Origin of the sequence: Cystobacter fuscus, from assembly GCF_044360685.1 — a bacterium.
Classification (GTDB): Bacteria; Myxococcota; Myxococcia; order Myxococcales; family Myxococcaceae; genus Cystobacter; species Cystobacter fuscus_C.
The window spans coordinates 9,874,179-9,893,679 of the sequence record NZ_CP043491.1 but is presented as its reverse complement, the minus strand read 5'-3'; the positions used below and the strand labels follow the sequence as shown (position 1 = coordinate 9,893,679).

At 69.7% G+C, this 19,501-nt stretch carries 16 protein-coding genes; 10 read left to right on the top strand and 6 right to left on the bottom strand.

The genetic code is table 11. The features are described from left to right. The first annotated feature begins 23 nt into the window (after window positions 1-23). A complete protein-coding gene (folK, locus tag F0U63_RS40515; RefSeq protein WP_395838914.1) occupies window positions 24-551 on the top strand; it encodes a 2-amino-4-hydroxy-6-hydroxymethyldihydropteridine diphosphokinase in 528 nt (175 codons plus the stop codon). Beyond that, window positions 548-1,972 carry a tetratricopeptide repeat protein gene (locus tag F0U63_RS40510; protein WP_395838912.1) on the top strand — a complete coding sequence of 475 codons (1,425 nt, stop codon included), beginning with the start codon at window positions 548-550 and terminating at the stop codon, window positions 1,970-1,972. Before folK ends, F0U63_RS40510 begins: the two co-directional genes overlap by 4 nt. Before the next feature lie 18 nt (window positions 1,973-1,990). Here the strand turns inward: F0U63_RS40510 and F0U63_RS40505 are convergent, their stop codons facing one another. Further along, window positions 1,991-2,938: a D-2-hydroxyacid dehydrogenase family protein gene (locus tag F0U63_RS40505; protein ID WP_395838910.1), complete on the bottom strand. Its 948-nt coding sequence runs from the start codon at window positions 2,936-2,938 to the stop codon at window positions 1,991-1,993. 11 nt (window positions 2,939-2,949) lie between these two features. Further along, entirely contained in the window at window positions 2,950-4,023 is a 1,074-nt protein-coding gene (locus F0U63_RS40500) for an SIS domain-containing protein (RefSeq protein ID WP_395838907.1), read from the bottom strand. Window positions 4,024-4,197: 174 nt separating this feature from the next. Here F0U63_RS40500 and fsa point away from each other — a divergent pair, with 174 nt between their 5' ends. From fsa to F0U63_RS40480, 4 genes are all read left to right on the top strand, one after another. Beyond that, window positions 4,198-4,854: a fructose-6-phosphate aldolase gene (gene fsa / locus F0U63_RS40495; protein ID WP_395838904.1), complete on the top strand. Its 657-nt coding sequence runs from the start codon at window positions 4,198-4,200 to the stop codon at window positions 4,852-4,854. 245 nt (window positions 4,855-5,099) lie between these two features. After that, on the top strand, window positions 5,100-6,236 hold the full coding sequence (locus tag F0U63_RS40490) for an acyl-CoA dehydrogenase family protein (protein ID WP_395838902.1): 1,137 nt from the start codon (window positions 5,100-5,102) through the stop codon (window positions 6,234-6,236). Between the two features lie 182 nt (window positions 6,237-6,418). Then, window positions 6,419-7,216: an electron transfer flavoprotein subunit beta/FixA family protein gene (locus F0U63_RS40485; protein ID WP_395838899.1), complete on the top strand. Its 798-nt coding sequence runs from the start codon at window positions 6,419-6,421 to the stop codon at window positions 7,214-7,216. A gap of 45 nt (window positions 7,217-7,261) precedes the next feature. Next, window positions 7,262-8,227, top strand: a complete 966-nt coding sequence (locus F0U63_RS40480) for an electron transfer flavoprotein subunit alpha/FixB family protein (protein WP_395838897.1) — start codon at window positions 7,262-7,264, stop codon at window positions 8,225-8,227. Between the two features lie 108 nt (window positions 8,228-8,335). Here F0U63_RS40480 and F0U63_RS40475 read toward each other — a convergent pair whose 3' ends face one another. Continuing rightward, window positions 8,336-8,890 carry a cytochrome c oxidase assembly factor Coa1 family protein gene (locus F0U63_RS40475; RefSeq protein WP_395838895.1) on the bottom strand — a complete coding sequence of 185 codons (555 nt, stop codon included), beginning with the start codon at window positions 8,888-8,890 and terminating at the stop codon, window positions 8,336-8,338. 142 nt (window positions 8,891-9,032) lie between these two features. On the opposite strand from F0U63_RS40475, the gene F0U63_RS40470 reads away from it, so the two are divergent. Further along, a complete protein-coding gene (locus tag F0U63_RS40470) occupies window positions 9,033-9,962 on the top strand; it encodes a DMT family transporter (RefSeq protein WP_395838893.1) in 930 nt (309 codons plus the stop codon). A 15-nt stretch (window positions 9,963-9,977) separates the two neighbouring features. On the opposite strand, the gene F0U63_RS40465 is transcribed toward F0U63_RS40470, so the two are convergent. Further along, window positions 9,978-12,389, bottom strand: a complete 2,412-nt coding sequence (locus F0U63_RS40465) for a PAS domain-containing protein (RefSeq protein ID WP_395838891.1) — start codon at window positions 12,387-12,389, stop codon at window positions 9,978-9,980. 234 nt (window positions 12,390-12,623) lie between these two features. On the opposite strand from F0U63_RS40465, the gene F0U63_RS40460 reads away from it, so the two are divergent. Further along, entirely contained in the window at window positions 12,624-13,601 is a 978-nt protein-coding gene (locus F0U63_RS40460; protein ID WP_395838888.1) for an MBL fold metallo-hydrolase, read from the top strand. Window positions 13,602-13,617: 16 nt separating this feature from the next. On the opposite strand, the gene F0U63_RS40455 is transcribed toward F0U63_RS40460, so the two are convergent. Then, window positions 13,618-15,093 carry a pentapeptide repeat-containing protein gene (locus tag F0U63_RS40455; protein ID WP_395838886.1) on the bottom strand — a complete coding sequence of 492 codons (1,476 nt, stop codon included), beginning with the start codon at window positions 15,091-15,093 and terminating at the stop codon, window positions 13,618-13,620. A gap of 43 nt (window positions 15,094-15,136) precedes the next feature. Between F0U63_RS40455 and F0U63_RS40450 the strand changes: the two genes are divergently transcribed. Further along, the gene (locus F0U63_RS40450) at window positions 15,137-16,102 is read left to right on the top strand and encodes an RluA family pseudouridine synthase (RefSeq protein WP_395838883.1); all 966 of its coding nucleotides are present in this window, start codon (window positions 15,137-15,139) and stop codon (window positions 16,100-16,102) included. Continuing rightward, complete coding sequence (locus F0U63_RS40445) at window positions 16,099-18,684, top strand: penicillin-binding protein 1A (RefSeq protein ID WP_395838880.1); 2,586 nt, start codon at window positions 16,099-16,101, stop codon at window positions 18,682-18,684. Before F0U63_RS40450 ends, F0U63_RS40445 begins: the two co-directional genes overlap by 4 nt. A 21-nt stretch (window positions 18,685-18,705) precedes the next feature. Here F0U63_RS40445 and F0U63_RS40440 read toward each other — a convergent pair whose 3' ends face one another. Then, window positions 18,706-19,467, bottom strand: coding sequence for an SDR family NAD(P)-dependent oxidoreductase (locus tag F0U63_RS40440; protein WP_395838878.1), 762 nt, complete (start codon window positions 19,465-19,467; stop codon window positions 18,706-18,708). Between the last annotated feature and the right edge of the window lie 34 nt (window positions 19,468-19,501).

The following is a 19,501-nucleotide window of genomic DNA, read 5'->3' as shown; positions in this document are numbered from 1 at the left end:
GCTCTTCCTGTTGAGATGGAGCCTTGAACGCCACCGTCTATGTCGGATTGGGCTCCAATGAGGGAGACCGGGAAGTCCAGCTCGTCTCCGCCCTCGAGGCGCTCTCGCGCATCGACGCGGTGGTGGTGCTGCGCTGCTCCTCCCTCTTCGAGAGCGCCCCGGTGGGGCCTCCCCAGCCCCGCTACCTCAACGCCGTGGTGGAGCTGGAGTGCGCGCTGTCCCCCCAGCGCATGCTGTGCATCCTGAAGCAGATCGAGAAGGACCTGGGCCGCGAGCCCGGAGGGACGCGCTGGGGTCCGCGTCCCATCGACCTCGACATCCTCCTGTGGGGGAGCGAGATCGTGGCCGACCCCAACCTCCAGGTACCCCACCTGGAGCTGCACAAACGCCGCTTCGCGCTGGAGCCCCTGGCCGAGCTGGCACCCCATGTGGAGCACCCGGTGTTGTGCCTGACCGTGGCGCAGTTGCTCGCGCAGCTCTCGCCCCAGGACGTGCAGCGGTGCGAGTCCACCCAGTGGCCTGAACCCTCTTTCCCCCTGTCCGAGTCATGACCCTCTCGCTGGCCCTGACCGCCACCGCGGCGCTGCTCGCCGCTGAGCCTCCCTCCCTGCCCGCGGGTCACCCGCCCCTCGGCGCGGCCGCCGAGCCCCCGGCTGCTTCCTCGCCCGCCACAGGCCTGCCCCCGGGCCATCCCCCCGCCGTCGGCGTGGGCAGCCCGGCCCCCGTGGATCCCTCCGCGCTGCCGCAGGGCCACCCCGCGATGACGGGCCGCGCCGCGCCCACCACGGACGAGCTGCTCAAGCAACTGGAGGGGATGCAGGGCCTGCGCGAGCGGGAGAAGACCTTCGAGATCGCCTCGTCGCTCGGCAAGCTCTACTACACGAGCGGCCGCTTCGAGGAGGCCATCCCCTACCTCCAGCAGGCCGAGGACAAGGCGAAGCCCACGCGCGAGTTGTTCCTCGCCCAGCGCAAGAAGCTGGGCGCGGGCGCGGTGCCGAGCGCGGAGGAGGCCCGCTGCGGCTTCACGGAGCAGATGGCGATGGAGGAGCGGGGGAAGGTGGCCGCCGAGCGCGCGAAGAAGGGCGACACGGCGGGCGCGGTGGCCTGTGCGCGCGCGGCGCTCGAGCTGTCGCTGGACGTGGAGTCGATGCGCGCCAACGCGCTCTTCCTGACGAATGACGCCCCGGGCGCGCTCAAGGTGTACGAGCGCGTGCTGGAGGTGGCGCCGTCGTTCGCCGATGCGCTCTTCGGGCGCTCGGCGGTGCTCTACGAGACGCGGGGCGAGGACCTGAAGGCGCTGCGCAGCGCGCACGAGGGCTTCGAGGCCTTCATCGCGGCGCACCCCAGTTCTTCCCGGGTGTCGCTGGCGCGCAAGCTGTCGCGCATGACGGACGAGGCGGAGAAGGCCGGCGGCATGAAGAAGTGGCAGGCCACGCGCGACGAGGATCGGCGCATCCGCGCCACGAAGCTGGACTTGTCGCGGGGCGGTCCTCCCACCATGGCCCAGGCGTCGGCGCCCAACGCGGGCGGACGGCCCATGGCGGCGGGCCCCATGCAGGGCGGTGGTGCCTCGGCGCCCATGATCTCCCAGGAGACCATGGAGGCGATGAACAACGTCGAGCACACGCCGGAGCTCGAGGCCCAGCTCGATCAGACGGTGGCGCAGGGCGAGGAGCTGCTCTCCAAGGGGCGCTACGACGAGGCGCTCACGGCCTACCGGCAGGTGATGCCCTTGCGTCCGGATGGGCGGGTGAAGGCGGGCCTGGCGTGGACGCTCGTGGGCCTGGGCAAGCCCACCGCGGATCGGGTGTGGGGCGTGGCGGTGAGCTCGGATCCCGCGGCGGTGGACAAGCTCGGCGAGACGCTCAAGGCCAAGGGCGACACGAAGGGCGCCAAGGCCCTGTGGACGAAGCTGGCGGCCTCCGCGCCGGACTACGCGGCGAGCGCCTCGCTCCAGGCCAAGCTGGAGTAGCCGCCGCCGCGCGGTGCCTCAGGCGAGCCGGCGCACGGGCTTGCCGGCCTTCCAGCCGAGGATGTCCTCCAGCGCGTCGCGGTAGAAGACGGTGTAGTTCTCCCGCGTCACGTAGCCCAGGTGCGGCGTCAACACGACGTTGTCCAGGGCGAGCAGGGGATGGTCCGCTGGCAGGGGTTCGACGGAGAAGACATCCAGCCCCGCCCCGGCGATTCTCCGCTCGCGCAGCACCTCCAGGAGCGCGGCCTCGTCCACGAGCCCCGCCCGCGCGGTGTTGATGAAGCAGGCCTCCGGCTTCATGGCGTTGAACTCCTCGGCGCCGACGAGGCCTCGGGTGCGTTCACTCAGCACCAGGTGCAGGCTGACGATATCGGAGGTGGCGAACAGCTCGCGCTTCTCCACCCGGCGGGCGCCCACCTCGGCGGCCCGCGCGTCGGTGAGGTTCTGGCTCCAGGCCACCACCTCCATGCCGAAGGCCTGGCCCACGCGCGCCACCTGCGCGCCCAGCTTCCCGAGCCCCAGCAGCCCCAGCCGCTTGCCCGTGAGGCTCGTGGTCAGTCCCGTCTGCCAGCGCCCCGCGCGCAGGGCCCGGTCCTCGAGCGGGATGCGCTTGATGAGCGCGAGGATGAGGCCCCACGTCAGCTCCGCGGTGGACGTGCCCACCGCGCCCGTGCCGCTCACGGTGATGCCACGCGCCCGGCAGGCCGCGAGGTCGATGGACGCGTTGCGGTTGCCCGTGGTGATGAGCAGGCGCAGGTTCGGCAGCCGTTCAATCACCTCGGCGGGGAAGGGCGTGCGCTCGCGCATGAGGACAATCACCTCGAAGCGTTGGAGGGTCTCGAGCAGCACCTCGCGGTCGGCGATGTGCTGGTCGAACACCACGAGCTCACTGTCCGCGGGCAGGCGCGTCCAGTCGGCGAAGTCCCGCGCGACGCGCTGATAGTCATCCAGAAGGGCGATCTTCATGCCCCCCCAGTCTAGAAGGATCGCGCGGCGAGCAGGTCCTGCACATCGAGCAATCCCACCGCGCGGCCCTCGGCATCCACCACGGGGAGCTGATCCACGCGCGCCTCGCGCATGAGGCGGGTGGCCTCGAGCACCAGCACCTCGGGGCCCACGCACCGGGGCCGCTTGCCGCCCATCACCTCGCGCAGGGGCCGCTCGAAGTCGGTGAAGCCCTTCTCCACGAGCCGGCGCAGATCCCCGTCCGTGAAGATGCCCACGAGCCGTCCCTGCTTGTCCACGACGTTGGTGGCCCCTGGGCGCCCCGGCGTGTTCGTCATCACCACCACGGCCTCGGACAGCTTCGCGGTGTCGCGCACGAGCGGATTGGCGGTGCCCGAGCGCATCAAATCGACGACGCGCATGACGGAGCGGCCCAGCTTGCCCGCGGGGTGGAGCAGGGCGTACTCGGCGGAGCCGAAGGGGCGGGCGCGCAGCACGGCCATGGCGAGCGCGTCCCCGATGGCGTGCAGCGCCGCGGTGGAGGCGGTGGGCACCAGGCCCATGGGGCACGCTTCCTCGATGCGGCCGATGTCCAGCACCACGTCCGCGCCGCGCGCCAGCGGGCTCTCCGCGTCACCCGTAAGGGCGATGACGGGCGCGCCCAGCCGCTTGAACGAGGGCAACAGCCGCACCAGCTCCTCGGTGGCGCCGCTGTTGGAGAGCGCGAGGATGACGTCCCCGCGGCCCACCCGGCCCAGGTCTCCGTGCGCCGCCTCGGTGGGGTGGAGGAAGACGGAGCGGATGCCGGTGGAGGCCAGCGTGGCCGACAGCTTCTGGCCGATGAGCCCCGCCTTGCCAATGCCCGTCACCACCGTCTGGCCCGGGCAGTCGCGCACCAGCTCCAGGGCGCGCAGGAAGGCATCGCCCACCCGTCCCATCAATCCGAGGATGGCCTGGGCCTCCGCCTCCAGCACGCTCCGGGCGTAGGCGAGCGTGGCCTCGCGTTCGTTCGACATGGGCACGGACGGAGCCGTGGGTGCATCTTCCTGGGGAGGCACGGCCCGAAGGCGTGGCTTGCGGGCGGTGTCGCGGGGGGCTCGGGCCATGGTGGGGCGCCGTTGTACCTCTGGACACAGTGGGCCTGCCAGCTTGACGCCCCCGGGAGCATCGGCTACGCGCCTCCTCGCCCGGCGGGCACTCGGGAGTGCCTGAGCCCACCCCGCGGGTTGACTCACCGAGGGCGCAACCGCCCGCTGACCTGAACCTGGAGAGGGGACGAGATGAAGTTCTTCATCGATACCGCCGACATCAAGGAGATCCGCACCGCCTACGACATGGGCTGTGTGGACGGTGTGACCACCAACCCGTCGCTGCTCGCCAAGGCGGGCCGGGGCCTGGAGGAGACCATCCGGGAGATCTGCTCCATCGTGGATGGGCCCGTGAGCGCCGAGTGCGTCTCCGAGAAGGCCGACGAGCTGGTCAAGGAAGGCCGGGGCCTCGCCAAGATCCACAAGAACGTGGTGGTGAAGATCCCCATGGGCGTGGAGGGCATGAAGGCCGTCAAGACGCTCACCGCCGAGGGCATCAAGACGAACGTGACGCTGTGCTTCTCCGCCAACCAGGCGCTGCTGGCCGCCAAGGCGGGCGCCACGTACATCTCGCCCTTCGTGGGCCGCCTGGATGACATCTCCCAGGATGGCATGGAGCTCATCGCCCACATCATCGAGATCTACCAGAACTACGACTTCCAGACGCAGGTGCTGGTGGCCAGCGTGCGCAACCCCGTGCACGTGCTGCAGTCGGCGCGCATGGGCGCCCACGTGGCCACGCTGCCCTTCAACGTCATCGCCCAGCTGGCCAACCACCCGCTCACCGACGCGGGCATCAAGAAGTTCCTGGCCGACTGGGAGAAGGTTCCCAAGGCCGCCAAGCCCTGAGCCGCAACCCCGGTTTCCGGGAACGCCATTGAAGTCCACGGGCCACCGCTTCCTCTCGGGAGCCGGTGGCCTTCTCGTTTCACCAGGGGGAACGAGCGAGCACGGGCCGCGCGAGGGGGCGGGCGGACTGGCGGAATTCCGGGCCGCGGAGTATTCGTCTGGGCACCTACAGTCGTCTGGGGCCCTGGCGGAGAGGAGGAGTCCTCGCGCCCACGTGGTCCCAACCCCACGCAGCGAGGACCCCCATGGAATTCCAGCTCTCCGAATCCCAGCGCGCCCTGCAGGAGATGGCGCGCAAGTTCGCCCGCGAGGTCATCCGCCCCAAGGCGGCCCACCACGACGAGACGAGCGAGTTCCCCCGCGACATCATCGCCTCCGCCTGGGAGAACGGCCTGCTCAACATGAACCTCCCCGAGTCGTGCGGCGGCCTGGGGCTGGCGCACCTCGACCAGCTCATCGCCTACGAGGAGCTGGCCTGGGGGTGCTCGGGCATGGCCACCTCCATCACCGCCAATGACCTGGCCAACCTGCCCATCGTCGTGGGCGCCACCGAGGAGCAGAAGAAGCGCCTGCTCACCCCCTTCACGGAGAAGTTCAAGCTCGCCGCCTTCTGTCTCACCGAGCCGGAGGCGGGCTCGGACGTGGCCAACATGAGCACCACCGCCGTGCGTGACGGCGACCACTACGTGCTCAACGGCTCCAAGTGTTTCATCACCAACGGCGGCCACGCGGACCAGTACACGGTGTTCGCCACGGTGGACAAGGCCAGGAAGCACAAGGGCATCACCTGCTTCGTGGTGGAGGGCCGTCCCAAGGGGCTGACTCCCGGCAAGCACGAGAACAAGATGGGCCAGCGCGCCAGCGACACCGTCACCCTCACCTTCGAGGACGTGCGCGTGCCGGTGGCCAACCGCATCGGCGAGGAGGGCGAGGGCTTCCGCATCGCCATGGAGACGCTCGACAACAGCCGTCCCATCACCGCCATCATGTCCGTGGGCATCGCCCGCGCCGCCCTCGAGTACTCCCTGGAGTACTCCAGCCAACGCCGCACCTTCGGCAAGCCCATCCGCGAGCACCAGGCCATCCAGTTCATGCTCGCCGACATGGCCATGAACACCCACGCCGCGCGCCTGCTCTGCCACGAGAGCGCCTGGCTGCTCGACCAGGGCCAGAAGAACACCCTCCTGTCCTCCTACGCCAAGTGCTTCGCCGCCGACATGGCCATGAAGGTCGCCACCGACGCCGTCCAGGTCTACGGCGGTTACGGCTACATCAAGGAATACCCGGTCGAGAAGCTCATGCGCGACGCCAAGCTCATCCAGATCTACGAGGGCACCAGCCAGGTGCAGCGGCTCGTCATCGCCAAGGAGCTGTTCAAATAGGGCTGTTCGAATAAGAAATCCTACAGTCCCCGCGCGCTTCCCGGTTGCCGCTCGGGGGTGTTGATGCGAAAATCAATGCCCTCGATTATCTCCCCAGTGCGGTGCGTCATCCGACATGACGCCCCCGCCTTTTTCGAGTGGGAGATAGCCGCTCTTCGTCTTCGGAATGGAGAAGAACGACCGTGAAGATCCTCGTCACCGCCAAGCGCGTGGAAGACCCCGAGTCCAAGATCAAGGTGAAGCCGGACGGTTCGGACATCGTGAAGGAGGGGCTCAAGTACAAGATCAATCCCTTCGATGAGATCGGGGTGGAGGAGGCCCTGCGCCTCGTGGCCAAGCACGGCGGCGAGGTGGTGGTGGTCTCCATCGGCGGCAAGGAAGTGCAGGAGCAGCTGCGGCACGCGCTCGCCATGGGCGCCACGCGCGCGGTGTGGGTGAACCACACGGGCGCGTTGGATCAGATGGGCGTGGCGGGGCTGCTGCAGAAGGTGGCGGAGAAGGAGAAGCCGGACCTGGTCGTCCTGGGCAAGCAGTCCATCGACGATGACCAGAACCAGGTGGGCCAGTACCTGGCCGAGTACCTCGGCTGGGGCCAGGCCACGTTCGCCTCCAAGGTCGAGTCGCTGGAGAGCGAGCAGGAGAAGAGCAAGTCGCCGGCGCTGCACGTGAGCGCGGATGGCAAGTCGGTGCGCGTGGTGCGCGAGGTGGACAACGGGCTGGCCACCATCGAGTGCACGCTGCCCGCGGTGGTCACCACGGACCTGCGCCTGAACCTGCCGCGCTACGCGAGCCTGCCGGGCATCATGAAGGCCAAGAGCAAGCCCATCGAGGAGCTGACCCCGCAGAAGCTCGGCGTGGACGTCACCCCCAAGGTGCAGGTGCTCAAGATGGCCTCCCCTCCCGCGCGCAAGGCCGGCATCAAGGTGCCGGACGTGGCGACGCTGGTGGACAAGCTGCGCAACGAGGCCAAGGCCCTGTAGTCCGGGCCCCTTCCTTCCTTCTTCCGACAAGCATTGGAGTCGAACATGTCGATCGTTCTCATCGTCGCGGAGCAGCAGCCGGACGGCCACCTGCGCAAGGCCACCCTCAACGCCGTGGGCGCGGGCAAGCAGCTCGCGGACAAGGCGGGCGCCGAGCTGCACCTGGTGCTGCTCTCCAAGGATCCGTCCAAGGTCACCGAGGAGCTCAAGGGCCTGGGCGCCAAGGTGGTGCACACCGCCGCGGCCCCCGAGTTCGAGCACTACCTGGCCGAGACGTACGCCCCGGCCATCGCCGAGCTGGCCAAGAGCCTCAACGCCTCCTTCGTGGGCGCGGCCTCCACCGCCCAGGGCAAGGATCTGCTGCCGCGCGTCGCCGCCCGGCTGCAGGCCGCCATGGCCACGGACGTCATGGGCTTCGGGGGCTCGGGCGCGGACATCGTCTTCAACCGCCCCATGTGGGCCGGCAACGTCTTCGCCGAGGTGAAGCTGTCCACGCCGGTGAAGGTGTTCACCCTGCGCGCCACCGAGTTCCCGGCCGCCGCCGGGGGCCAGGGCGCCGCCGAGGTCAAGACGTTCTCCCCCAAGGTGGAGGGCGGCAAGACGAAGTTCGTGGACTTCAAGGAGGTCAAGAGCGCGCGGCCCGAGCTGACCGAGGCGCGCGTGGTGGTCTCCGGTGGCCGCGGCACCAAGGGCGACTTCAAGGAGATCGAGGCGCTGGCCGACGAGCTCAACGCCGCGGTGGGTGCGTCCCGCGCGGTGTGTGACGCCGGCTGGGTGCCCAACGACCTTCAGATTGGCCAGACGGGCAAGGTGGTCGCGCCCCAGCTCTACATCGCCGCGGGCATCAGCGGTGCCATCCAGCACCTGGCGGGCATGAAGAGCTCCAAGACGATCGTCGCCATCAACAAGGACCCCGAGGCCCCCATCTTCCAGGTGGCGGACTACGGGCTGGTGGAGGATCTCTTCAAGGTCCTGCCCGCGCTGCGCGAGGCCGTGCACAAGGCCAAGTAGTCCCCGGGCGGCATGCGGTCCGGGCCCGCTCGGGTCCGGGCCTTCCACGGAGGGGCGGTGGCGGGGGTTGTCCCCTCGCGGCCGCCCCTTCGGCGTTGCGGGGCGAGGCTACAACTCGACGTCCTTGTCGTCGGGCGCGGAGGGCTCCTCCTGCATCTCTTCCTCGTCGGGCAGGGGCTCCACGTCGGGCAGGTCCGGGCGGGCGGGCACGGTGCCCGGGGGAGCGGAGGGCGAGTCGCCCAGCAGGTTGAGCTCCGGGTGGTCGGGCACGTCGAGCTCGAGCGTGGTGAAGGTCCACGTGTCCGCGTCGCGCTTGTAGGCCTCCACATGCAGGGTGCCCTCGGCCTTGGGGCCGTGGACGGGAATGGCCAGCCGGGCCGAGCCCTGGCCGTTCGTGGTGGAGAGCGAGCCCTGGATCTTCCAGTCCGCCTCGATGGGCTCGCCGAGCATCTCGCGGGCCTCGGGCGACTGCCTCGTCTGGGCGAGCGCCTCGGTGACGACGTTGTTGTCGCGCAGGCTCTTGAAGGTGAGGCCCGCGATGAGGGCGCCCAGACAGCCGCAGGACAGCAGCAGGCCCAGGCACCCCATGGGGATGAACCAGGCCCAGTTGCGGCTGAACCAACTCTTCTGGGGGGCCATGGGGCCCTCGGACGTCGTGCTCATGGTCGTTCTCCTGGCGGCGAGCACCCCCTCTTAGCGCTTCTTCCAGAGCCGGCAAGCGCCGCCGCGCTTGTTGCATCGCACCGGAGGGTAGGCCAAAAGGCGGGGGTATTCCTTCCCCCTTCGTGTCTTGCCGAGTCCGTCCGTGAGCACGCCCCTCGTCACTCCTGGCCCCCGGGCCTCCCTCGAGCGCCTCCAGGTGGATGGCGTGCTGCTCCTCATGAATGCCCTGTGGGGCGTCACCTTCGTGATGGTCAAGGACGCGCTCGGCCACGGGGACCCGTTCTCCTTCCTCGGGCTGCGCTTCTGCATCGGCGCGCTGACGCTCTCGGCCATCGCCCGGCGCAGGATGCTCGAGCGCGACACGCTGCTGCGAGGCGGCGCGCTGGGCGTGCTCCTCTTCCTGTGCTTCGCCATGCAGACGCTGGGGTTGGTGTCCACCACGCCGTCGCGCTCGGCCTTCATCACCGGGACGTATGTGGTGCTGGTGCCGGTGCTGGGCTGGGCGTTCTTCCGCCGGATGCCGAGCGCCTCCTCGTGGGCGGGCGTGGCGATCGCGATGGCGGGGCTCTACGTGCTCACCGGCGCGAACCTGCGCGAGGGACTCTCCCTGGGGGATGTCCTGACGCTGGGGAGCGCGGCGGCCTATGCCTTCCACATCCTCTTCACCGAGCGCATCGCCGCGAAGACGGACGTGGTGTCACTCGTGGCGGTGCAGCTCTGGGTGGTGGCGCTGCTGTCCGTGCTCTGCCTGCCCTTCACCGGCGCGCGGGTGCACTGGACACCTTCCTTCGTGGGCGCGGCGCTGTTCTGCGGCGTCGCCGCCAGTGCGCTGGCGCTCACCCTGCAGGTGTGGGCGCAAGCCCGCACGACGGCGGTGCGCGTGGCGCTCTTCTGTTGCATGGAGCCCGTCTTCGCGGCGCTGACCTCGGTGGGGGTCGGCCACGAGCGGCTTGGCCCGCGCGAGTGGGTGGGCGGCGGCCTCATCGTGCTGGGGGTCGCGGTGGCCGAGGTGAGCGGGGTGCTCTGGGCGCGCTTCTTCCCCGGGAGGGCCTCGGCCCCCACCGGAGGGTGAGTTTCCGGCGGGGACCTACTCGCGGGGCAGCCGCACGGTGAAGGTCGTGCCCTCGGCCGCGTTGGAGCGCACCTCCACGCGCCCGCCGTGCGCATTCACGATGTGATTCACGATGTAGAGGCCCAGGCCGATGCTGCGGCTGGCCGTGCCCACCTTCTCCTTGCCCCGTGTCAGGGGCTCGAAGAGGCGCGGCAGCAGCTCGGGCGGGATGGGCTCGCCCGTGTTGTGCACGCGAAGCAGGACGGTGCCGTCCTCGCCGCGCGTCTCCACGCGCACGGGGGTGCCCGGAGGGCTGTAGGCCAGGGCGTTGTTCACCAGGTTGGTGATGACCTGGGCCAGCCGGTCCCCATCCCATTCGCCCTTGCCCGCGCCGCTTCCCTCGTGGTGCACGTCCCGCTCGGGATGAGCGAGTCTCACCTCCTCCACCACCTGCTGGGTGAGCGCGTGCAAGTCACAGGCGCCGCGCTGCAGGGGGATGCCCCCGCCGAGCCGGGCCCGGGTGAAGTCGAGCAGGTCGCGGATCATCCGCGTGGCGCGCTCCGCCGACGCCTGGATGCGGGAGATGCCCTTGGCCTGCCGCTCGTTCAGGTCCTCCTGCCGCACGAGCGCCGCCACGGACAGGGTGATGGCGTTGAGGGGATTGCGCAGATCGTGCGAGACGATGCCGATGAGCTGCTCCTCGAACTCCGCCCGCGAGCGCGTCTGCTCTTCCTGGTGTTTCCGCTCGGAGATGTCCTGGAGGATGCCGACGAAGCGCACGGCCCGCGACCCCTCGAAGATGACGCGGCCCGCCGAACGCATCCAGCGCTCTCCTTCCAGGCCCCGTGCCACCGTCCGGTACTCCGAGCGGAACTCTCCCCCGCCCTCTCCCGTGAGCGCCCGCTGAACCAGGGCGTGTGTGCGCTCGCGGTCCTCCGGGTGGATCCGCGAGAGGAAGAACTCGTAGGTCATCTCGGTCTCGGGCGGCAGGCCGAAGAGGCTCTTGCAGCGCTCGTCCCAGCGCAGCGTGTCCGTGAGCAGCTGCCAATCCCAGGTGCCCAACTGCGCCGCCCATGCCGCCACCCGCAGCCGCTCCTCGCTCTCCTGGATGGCCGTGCTCGCCACCTTCTGCACGGTGATGTCCTGCATCGCCCCCACCATCCGCACGGCCTTGCCCCGCGCGTCGCGCTCGATGAGGCCATGGTCGGTGACGTGGACGTAATCGCCGTTCTGGTGGCGGAAGCGGTACTCGCTCTTCCACCGCGTTCCGCCCCCGTCGATGACCTCGTGGACGGAGTGGACGACGCGCTCGCGCTCCTCGGGGTGGATGTTGTCGGACCAGCCAGAGATGTGCGGGCCGAGCTGCTCCGGGCTGTACCCGAAGAGTGTCTGGACACTGGGGCTCCAGGCGAGGGCGTCCGTCAGCAGGTTCCAATCCCAGAGGGCATCACTGATGGCCTCGGTCGCCATCCGGTGGAACGTCTCGGAGGCGCGCAGCCGCTCGTTGCTCGCGCGCAGCCGCTGGAGCAGGAGCGCCTTCTCGATGATGCCGGAGAGGTACTCCACCAGTGTCTCGAGGTAGCGTTTGGTCTGGGGCTGGAAGACCCGCGTCTCCGCGACGCCGACGTACAGCACTCCGAGCAGCTTGCCGTGGGGCCATAGCCGCAGGCCCAGCAGCGAGCGCAGGCCACTGCGGCGGACGCCCTCGGCGAGGGAGGTATGGGCGTCCGTCGCGTCCGCCAGGGCGAGGGGTTCCTCCGAGGCCGCCAGCCGGCCCACGAAGGACTCCGGGTCCTGCACGGGCTCGGCGTCGACCTGGCCGCTCCATCGGCCCGTGTACATGGCGGGCACGAGTCTCGTGGTGTCCGGGTCCGCGAGCAGGAGCGCGGCCGCGTCCGCGTTCATCGCCTGCTGCACGACCTCGACCAGGGCTCCCAGCCGCTCGTGGAGGGCCACGGGGGCCTCGGGCGTTGCGAAGAGCCCCGAGGCGATCGCCTCGAGGCGGCGAAGGAAGAGCTTCTCGTGCTGCCGGTCCTCGAGGGTGTAGCCCGTGAAGGTGACGATGACCTGGTTCATCGCGTCCTGGAGCTCCGAGAACAGGAGCGCCTTGTCCGGGTAGGGGGGCTGCTCGTGCTGGGGCAGGTGCTCCCAGAGCGAGGAGATGAGGCGTCCCAGGAGGACGTACTCGCTCGTCGCCTCCTCCTGGTTGTAGCCGGAGCGCAGGCGCAGGCCGATGTGCGTCTCCTCCAGGCGCCGCTTCGTCGCCTGGGGGTCCCCCCGGTGGCCCTGACGGGAGATGGTGGCGAGCGTCGAGAGGTACTCGGGGATGGTGTCGATGATCTGGTGGGGCTTGAGCCCCCGGGCCGACTCCAGCTTGCCCGCCTCTTCCTGGAAGCGCCGGATGAGGAGGTCGCGGTTGTTCTCGATGAAGTCGGCCACCTGGGTCATTGGGCTCGGTCTCCGGTGTACGTGCGTTCAACGGGGCGGCGGCGTGCTAGCACAATGTATTTCTCCACATCCCCTAGGGAGGGGGGAGCCTGGTCGTGGGATGACACTGGGGCCCATGCGACCTCGCCCAGGGGGCCATGTGGGCGGTAACGCTCCGATGCCCGCCCGGTGCCCGGGCGAGAGGGGCCAGAAGACGTGCACGCCCGCCCGGACGCGCTATACCCAGCGTCTCCCATGAGCGTCGAACTGCGAAGGAATGGGCTGCAACTGGCCGGAACGCCCCTGTTCCTGGACGCCACCCGGAAGACACCGCTGTCCTTCGTCAGCCACGCGCACGCGGACCACATCGCCCGGCACGAGCGCACCATCGCCACCGCCGCCACGCTGCGCTTCATGGCGCACCGCCTGGGCAAGGTCGCCGCGCCCCTGCCCGCGCCCTATGGCCGCCCCTTCGACCTGGGCCCGCTCTCGCTCGAGCTCTTGCCCGCGGGCCACGTGCTCGGCAGCGCCCAGCTGCGCATCATCCGCGAGGACGGCAAGCGCATCGTCTTCACGGGGGACCTGAACCTCGAGCCCTCCCTCACCGCCGAGCCCGCGCAGGTGGCCGAGTGCGACCTGCTCATCATCGAGTCCACCTTCGGGCATCCGCGCTACGCCTTTCCGCCGCGCGAGGAGGTGCTCGGGCAGGTGGAGTCCTGGGTGCGCCGCCACCTGGAGCGCGGGGCGGTGCCGGTGCTCCTGGGCTACTCGCTGGGCAAGAGCCAGGAGGCGATGAAGTACCTGTCGGGCCGGGGCTTCTCGCTCGTGGCCCATGAGTCCATCCACGAGGTGGCCGTGCTCTATGGCGAGCTGGGAGTGCCCATCGAGCGCATGCGCCGCTTCGATGGCCGGGTGGAGCCGGGCGAGGTGCTCTTCTTCCCGCCGCACCTGGCTCGCAATGGAGCGCTCGCGCCCCTCTGGCCCCGGGCCACCGCCGTGCTCACCGGCTGGGCGCTGGATGGACCGGGGGCCGCGCGGCGCTACGGCGCGGACGTGGCCTTCCCGGTGTCCGACCACGCCGACTGCGCGTCCCTGGTGCGCTACGCCAAGGCCACCGGCGCCCGCGACATCCTCACCCACCACGGCTTCGCCGAGGAGCTGGCCGAGGTGCTGCGCGGGGAGGGGCTCGACGCGCGAGCGCTCGGGCAGCCCCGGCAGCTCGCGCTCCTGTAGCGCCCCCCCGCCTCCGTCACGCCTCGCCGGGCGACTGGACGATGAGCTTCTCCTTGCCGCACACGTCGCAGCGCAGGTGGACGAAGAGATCCTCGTCGCTCTCCTCGGGCACTTCGCCCTCGGGCACGCCCAGCTCGCTCTTGCCCAGCGCGGGCACCTTCTTGGGGATGTCCTCGGCGCGCAGCGACTGCACGTAGGTCATCTCCCGGTCATGGCACTCGCGCGTCTCGGGGCCGGTGAGCCACGCGGGCTCCATGCCCTCGGGCAGCCGGCCGAGCAGCTCCAGGTGGCCCAGGGCCTCGGCGAGGTAGGCGAGGCGGCGCAGCCGGGCCTCCTCGGGGAGGGCGGCGAACACCTGGAAGCCCTCGAGCAGCGCCTGCCGGTCGTCCCCGGTGGCCAGCTGCGCCAGCTCCATGGCGGCGTCGGCCGACTCGAGCGCCTCGTCCCAGTTGTTCTCCGGGTTGAAGCCGGCCTCGAGCAGGGCGGTGTAGAGCTGGGTGGCGGCGTGACGGCGGCGCACCTCGTGGGTGTGCTCCACCACTTCCTGGGGCAGGCGCAGCTCCAGCAGGGCGCCCGTGGTGCGCGGGTCCACCGTGCCGGTGAGGTCATCCACCTGGAGCTCGTCGCGCAGGGCCTCCTTGAGCACCTTGGCCGCGGAGAAGCGGAAGGCGGGCACCACGCCCACCTCGCGCAGGTACATGGCGGCGATGTTGGCGTCCTTGGAGCCCATGCGCAGCGAGCGCTGGGCGCGCTCCACGGCCCCCGGGTCCGCCGAGGGCTTCTTGTTCTCCAGGCGCGTCTTCACCGACTCGCGGTAGAGCGTCTCCAGGGAGCTGCCCGGCGGCAGGCGCGTGGGGATGAGCGGGCGCAGGCCGGGCACGTCGAGCACCCACACCGGCGGGGCCCCCAGCCGCTTGAGGGCGCGGAAGAAGAGCTGGCCGGGGTTGTCCTGGGGCCGGAAGGGGGGCAGCTCGCCCTCGGCGGGAGCCTCCGTGGAGGGCAGGCCCAGCACCGCTCCGGGTCCCATCACCTTGTCGCGCTGCTCGCGGGTGAAGGCGGTGATGCCCTGCACGGGCGGGGGAGGGGGCGGGGGCGCTTCCTGCCCGTCCAGGCCGACGACGCGGTCCATGTCCACGTCGTCGAAGTCCGCCTCCTCCAGGCCCTGGGCGCCGGTGAAGTCGCAGCGCAGGAGCTTGAGCTTCTCGAAGGTGGCGCCTTCCAGGTTGGCACCGCGGAAGTCGCAGTCCTGCATGCGGCCTCCGTGGAAGTAGGCGTTGGAGAGGTCCGCGTCCCGGAAGTTCATCTTGGACAGGTCGCAGCGCTCCCACTCGCTGCCGACCAGGCCCAGGCCGGACAGGTCGGCGTTGGCGGAGAAGAGCTGCGAGAAGGTCGCGCCCGTGTGCTCGGTTGGCACCTTGCCGGCCTTGCGCAGGCGGTTCCAGTCCGAGCTTCCGTTCTGCAGGAGCTGTTCAATCGTGGGGGCTTTCGGCATGGACCCGAATTTATCGGTGTGGTGTGGTCCGGGCGCCAGTCAAATGATCGAGTTCCGAATCGAGGAAGACAGCGCGGGCATGCGGTTGGACAAGTTCCTCCGCAAGAAGCTCGCGAACGTGCCCACCTCCCACCTCTTCAAGATGATTCGCGTGAAGAAGGTGCGGGTGAACGGCAAGCGTGCCCAACCCGAGCAGCCCCTGGCCGCCGGGGACACCATTTCCATCCGGGGGACCGAGCAGCAGCTCATGGCCCCCGCCGCGCCCGAGGAGCGCAAGCCCGCACCCGCACCCGAGGTGGACCCCTCCGAGCTGGACATCCTGCTCGAGGACGACTGGCTCATGGCCGTCAACAAGCCCAGTGGCATGGCCGTCCACACCGGCAGCGGCATCACCGGGGGCACCCTCGTGGACTATGTGCGCGCCTACCTCGGCCCCAAGGCCACGCGCAACGACTTCACCGCCAGTCCCGCCCACCGCCTGGACCGGGAGACCAGCGGCGTCATCCTGGTGGCCAAGCGCCGCCCGGCCATGGTCCATTTCACGGATCTCTTCACCAATGGACATCCGCGCAAGCGCTACCTCACTTTGGTGAAGGGCAAGATGCCGCGCGACTCCGGGGTCATTAACCTGCCGCTCGCCGAACACCAGCAGACGGCCGAGTCCAAGGCCCGTCGGGGGGTGAACATGCAGGACGCCGTTACCCGCTGGAAGGTCATCCGGCAGTCGAGCGAGGCAGCCCTCCTCTCCTGCGTCATCGAAACCGGACGCACCCATCAGATAAGAAGGCATCTGGTGGCCATCGGACACCCGGTGGCGGGCGACAAGAAGTATGGAGACTTCGCCTTCAACCGGGACGTGCGGGCGCGCTGGGGTCTCAAGCGGCTGTTCCTGCACGCCGAGTTCATCGAATTTCCCCACCCGGCCCATCAGGGCAAGGTGGCAGTGGAGGCGGAGTTGCCGCCGGAGTTGAAGGACGTGTTGAAGCGCGCCGCGCTGGAACCCTCATGAGCACGAAATCCCCCAAGCCCAACCGCTCCGAGTCGAAGTTGGTGCTCGACGGTGTCCCTCCCAAGCGCGCCTGGTGGGTGCGCCTGCTGAAGTTCGCCGCCTGGGCCACGCTCACCGGCGCCACGGCCGCGGGTGTGACGGGCCTCGCCCTCTACTACCACTTCTCCGACGGGCTGCCCGACATCCCCCAGGTCAGCCGCTACTGGCCCCCCATCACCAGCGAGGTCTTCACCGACGACGCGGTGCTGGCCGGCGAGTTCTACCACCACCGGCGCAAGGTCGTGCCCTACGAGCACATCCCCAAGCGCTTCGTGCAGGCCTTCATCGCCAGCGAGGACTCGAGCTTCTTCGATCACCACGGCGTGGACGTGCTCGGCACGGCGCGCGCCGCCTTCAAGACGATCTCCAAGAAGATCGGCCTGGGCGGCAGCACCCAGGGTGGCTCCACCCTGACGCAGCAGACGGCCAAGGCGGTGCTCATCGAGGCCGAGGGCTACGCGTCCGCCACGGCCAAGAACCTCACGCGCAAGGCGCGCGAGGCCATCCTCGCCCGGCGCCTGGAGGCGGCGCTCACCAAGGAGGAGATCCTCTACCTCTACCTCAACAACGTCTTCCTCGGGCACCACAGCTACGGCGTGCAGAGCGCGGCGGAGAACTACTACCGCAAGGACGTGCGCGACCTGACGCTCGGGGAGATGGCGCTCATCGCCGGCCTGCCCCAGGCGCCCAGCCGCTACTCGCCCTTCCTGCGGCCGGAGGCGGCCAAGAAGCGCCGCTCGTACGTGCTGCGGCGCATGCGCGACGAGGGGATGATCTCCGAGGCCGAGCGGAAGCAGGCCGACGAGGAGCCGGTGCGCGTGTACCCGGTGGAGGACGTCTTCCACGAGTTCGCCCCGTATTTCACCGAGCAGGTGCGCCGCAACATGGTGGATCGCTACACCAACAAGGCGCTGCTCAACGAGGGCCTGAAGATCTTCGCCACCATGGACAGCGAGCGCCAGCGCGCCGCCCAGGAGTCGGTGCTCGAGGGGCTGCTCGCCATCGACAAGCGCCAGGGCTACCGCGGGCCGGTGCAGCAACTCGCCACCGAGCAGGAGCGCCGCGCCTTCCTCGACAAGGCCATCAAGGTCATGGGCGACGAGAAGCTCGTGGAGAACAAGTTCTACGTGGCGCTCGTCACCAGCATCGAGCCGGACGGCTCGGGCGCGCAGGTGCAGGTGGGGCCGCACAAGGGCCTGTTGCCGCTGCTCGGCATGCGCTGGGCGCGCAAGGTCAACCCCGAGGGCTACTACCCGGGCGCGCAGCTGACCTCCGTCAAGAAGGCCATCGCCGTGGGCGACGTGCTCGTGGTGCGCCACGTGGTGCAGAAGGAGCTCACGGACGACAACGTCCAGTTCGACCGCAAGCTGAACAAGGAGATCCCCGAGGGCGCGACGCTCTTCCGCCTGGAGCAGGAGCCGGAGCTGCAGAGCGCGCTGGTGTCCATCGATCCGCACCGCCAGTACCTCACCGCCATGGTGGGCGGCTACGACTTCGACGCCAACGAGTTCAACCGGGCCTTCCAGGCGTGCCGTCAGCCGGGCAGCTCCTTCAAGCCGCTCGTGTACTCGGCGGCGATCGAGCAGCTCGGGTGGACGGGCGCCACCATCATCGTGGACTCGCCCATCGTGGAGCATGATCCCGAGAGCGGCGTGGCGTGGAAGCCGGACAACTACAGCGACGAGTTCCTCGGCGACGTGCTCTTGCGCACGGCGCTGGTCAACTCGATGAACATCCCCGCGGTGAAGACGTTCGGCGCGGTGGGCGTGCACCAGATGGCCGAGTGGTCCACGCGCCTGGGCCTGACCACGCCCATGAACATGGACTTCTCCGCGGCGCTGGGCTCCTCGTGCGTGTACCCGTACGACCTGGCCAACGTGTACGCCACCTTCAACCGCTACGGCCGCAAGAAGCCCACGTACTTCGTGCGCAAGGTGGAGGATCGCTTCGGGCGCACGCTGGAGGATCACACCTCCTATGACGATCCGTGGGCGCCCCTGCAGGACCGGGTGGCGGCGGGCTACGCGCGGCTGTTCGAGCCGGGCGAGCAGGTGATGAGCCCCGAGACGGGCTTCATCCTCACGTCCATGCTGCGCGGCGTGGTGCAGGAGGGCACGGGCGGGCCGGCGCAGAAGCTGGGCAAGCCCGCGGCGGGCAAGACGGGCACCACCAACGACTCCTTCGACACATGGTTCGCCGGCTACACGCGCGACCTGGTGACGGTGACGTGGGTGGGCTACGACAAGAACGAGCACCCGCTCAGCCGCTACGAGACGGGTGGCCGCGCCTCGCTGCCCATCTGGCTCAACTACATGAAGCCAGCGCTCGCGGCGCGTCCCCAGTACGAGTTCTGGCCGCCCGAGTGGATGCGCGACAACCTGCGGCTTCTGCGCATCGACAAGAAGACGGGGAAGCTCGCCGCGGCGGGGGCCCGCGACAAGGACGCGGTGAACATCTGGTTCAAGAAGGGCACCCAGCCCGACGACGTGGCCCCGGAGAAGGGGGCCGTGGGCGCCCAGGACTTCATGATGGGCGCGCCCTGAGCGCTCTCTGTGCGCCGGGCCTCAGCGGGCTCGGCGCGCGATGCCGTCGAAGAGGCCGTTGGGCAGGTGCTTGACCAGGCCCATGACGCCCTTCATCTGCCAGGGGAAGGCGTACTCGGCCTCCCCGCGCAGGATGGCCTGGCCCATGAGCTCCACGGCCTCATCCGTCTCCAGGAGGAAGGGCATGGAGAACTTGTTCTGGGCCGTCATCTCGCTCTTGACGAAGCCCGGGTAGAGGCAACTCACCTTCACCCCCGTGCCTTGCAGGTCCACGCGCAGGCTCTCCAGGAAGATGTGGAGGAAGGCCTTGGAGGCGGAGTAGGCGGCGTTGCGCGGCAGGCCCCGGAAGGCGGCCATGCTGGCCACGCCCACGACGTGACCCCGCTTGCGCTCCACCATGCGGGGCAGCACCGCGCTCAACGTGGCGGCGGCCCCGCTGACGTTGACGTCGATGACCCGCTTGACCGTCTCCCACTTGATTCGCTTGCCGGACGTCTCCTGGCCGAAGCCCGCGTTGGCGACGATGAGATCCAACCCCCCGCAGGCATCATCCAGCTCGCGCACCCGGGCGAGCGTGGCGTCCGCCTGGGCGACGTCCAATTCCACCGGCTCGATGTGGGCATGGGCCGCGCGGGCCTCCTGGGCGAGCGCCTCCAGGTTCTCCTTGCGCCGGGCCGCGGCGTACACCTTGACCCCTCGCCGGGCGAACCAGAGGGCCAGCCCGCGTCCCAGGCCACTCGAGGCCCCCGTGATCAACGCCGTCCGATAGCTCGACTCCGCCATGTGCGTGCCTCCTTGAATCCGGGGGCTTCCTGCC

Excerpts from the sequence above, each read along its gene's own strand:
- F0U63_RS40510 (WP_395838912.1), top strand. The coding sequence starts at position 548 with ATGACCCTCTCGCTGGCCCTGACCGCCACCGCGGCGCTGCTCGCCGCT.
- F0U63_RS40490 (WP_395838902.1), top strand. The coding sequence starts at position 5,100 with ATGGAATTCCAGCTCTCCGAATCCCAGCGCGCCCTGCAGGAGATGGCG.
- F0U63_RS40500 (WP_395838907.1), bottom strand. The coding sequence starts at position 4,023 with ATGGCCCGAGCCCCCCGCGACACCGCCCGCAAGCCACGCCTTCGGGCC.
- F0U63_RS40455 (WP_395838886.1), bottom strand. The coding sequence starts at position 15,093 with ATGCCGAAAGCCCCCACGATTGAACAGCTCCTGCAGAACGGAAGCTCG.
- F0U63_RS40465 (WP_395838891.1), bottom strand. The coding sequence starts at position 12,389 with ATGACCCAGGTGGCCGACTTCATCGAGAACAACCGCGACCTCCTCATC.
- F0U63_RS40505 (WP_395838910.1), bottom strand. The coding sequence starts at position 2,938 with ATGAAGATCGCCCTTCTGGATGACTATCAGCGCGTCGCGCGGGACTTC.
- F0U63_RS40480 (WP_395838897.1), top strand. The coding sequence starts at position 7,262 with ATGTCGATCGTTCTCATCGTCGCGGAGCAGCAGCCGGACGGCCACCTG.
- F0U63_RS40460 (WP_395838888.1), top strand. The coding sequence starts at position 12,624 with ATGAGCGTCGAACTGCGAAGGAATGGGCTGCAACTGGCCGGAACGCCC.
- F0U63_RS40475 (WP_395838895.1), bottom strand. The coding sequence starts at position 8,890 with ATGAGCACGACGTCCGAGGGCCCCATGGCCCCCCAGAAGAGTTGGTTC.
- F0U63_RS40450 (WP_395838883.1), top strand. The coding sequence starts at position 15,137 with ATGATCGAGTTCCGAATCGAGGAAGACAGCGCGGGCATGCGGTTGGAC.
- F0U63_RS40440 (WP_395838878.1), bottom strand. The coding sequence starts at position 19,467 with ATGGCGGAGTCGAGCTATCGGACGGCGTTGATCACGGGGGCCTCGAGT.
- F0U63_RS40445 (WP_395838880.1), top strand. The coding sequence starts at position 16,099 with ATGAGCACGAAATCCCCCAAGCCCAACCGCTCCGAGTCGAAGTTGGTG.
- fsa (WP_395838904.1), top strand. The coding sequence starts at position 4,198 with ATGAAGTTCTTCATCGATACCGCCGACATCAAGGAGATCCGCACCGCC.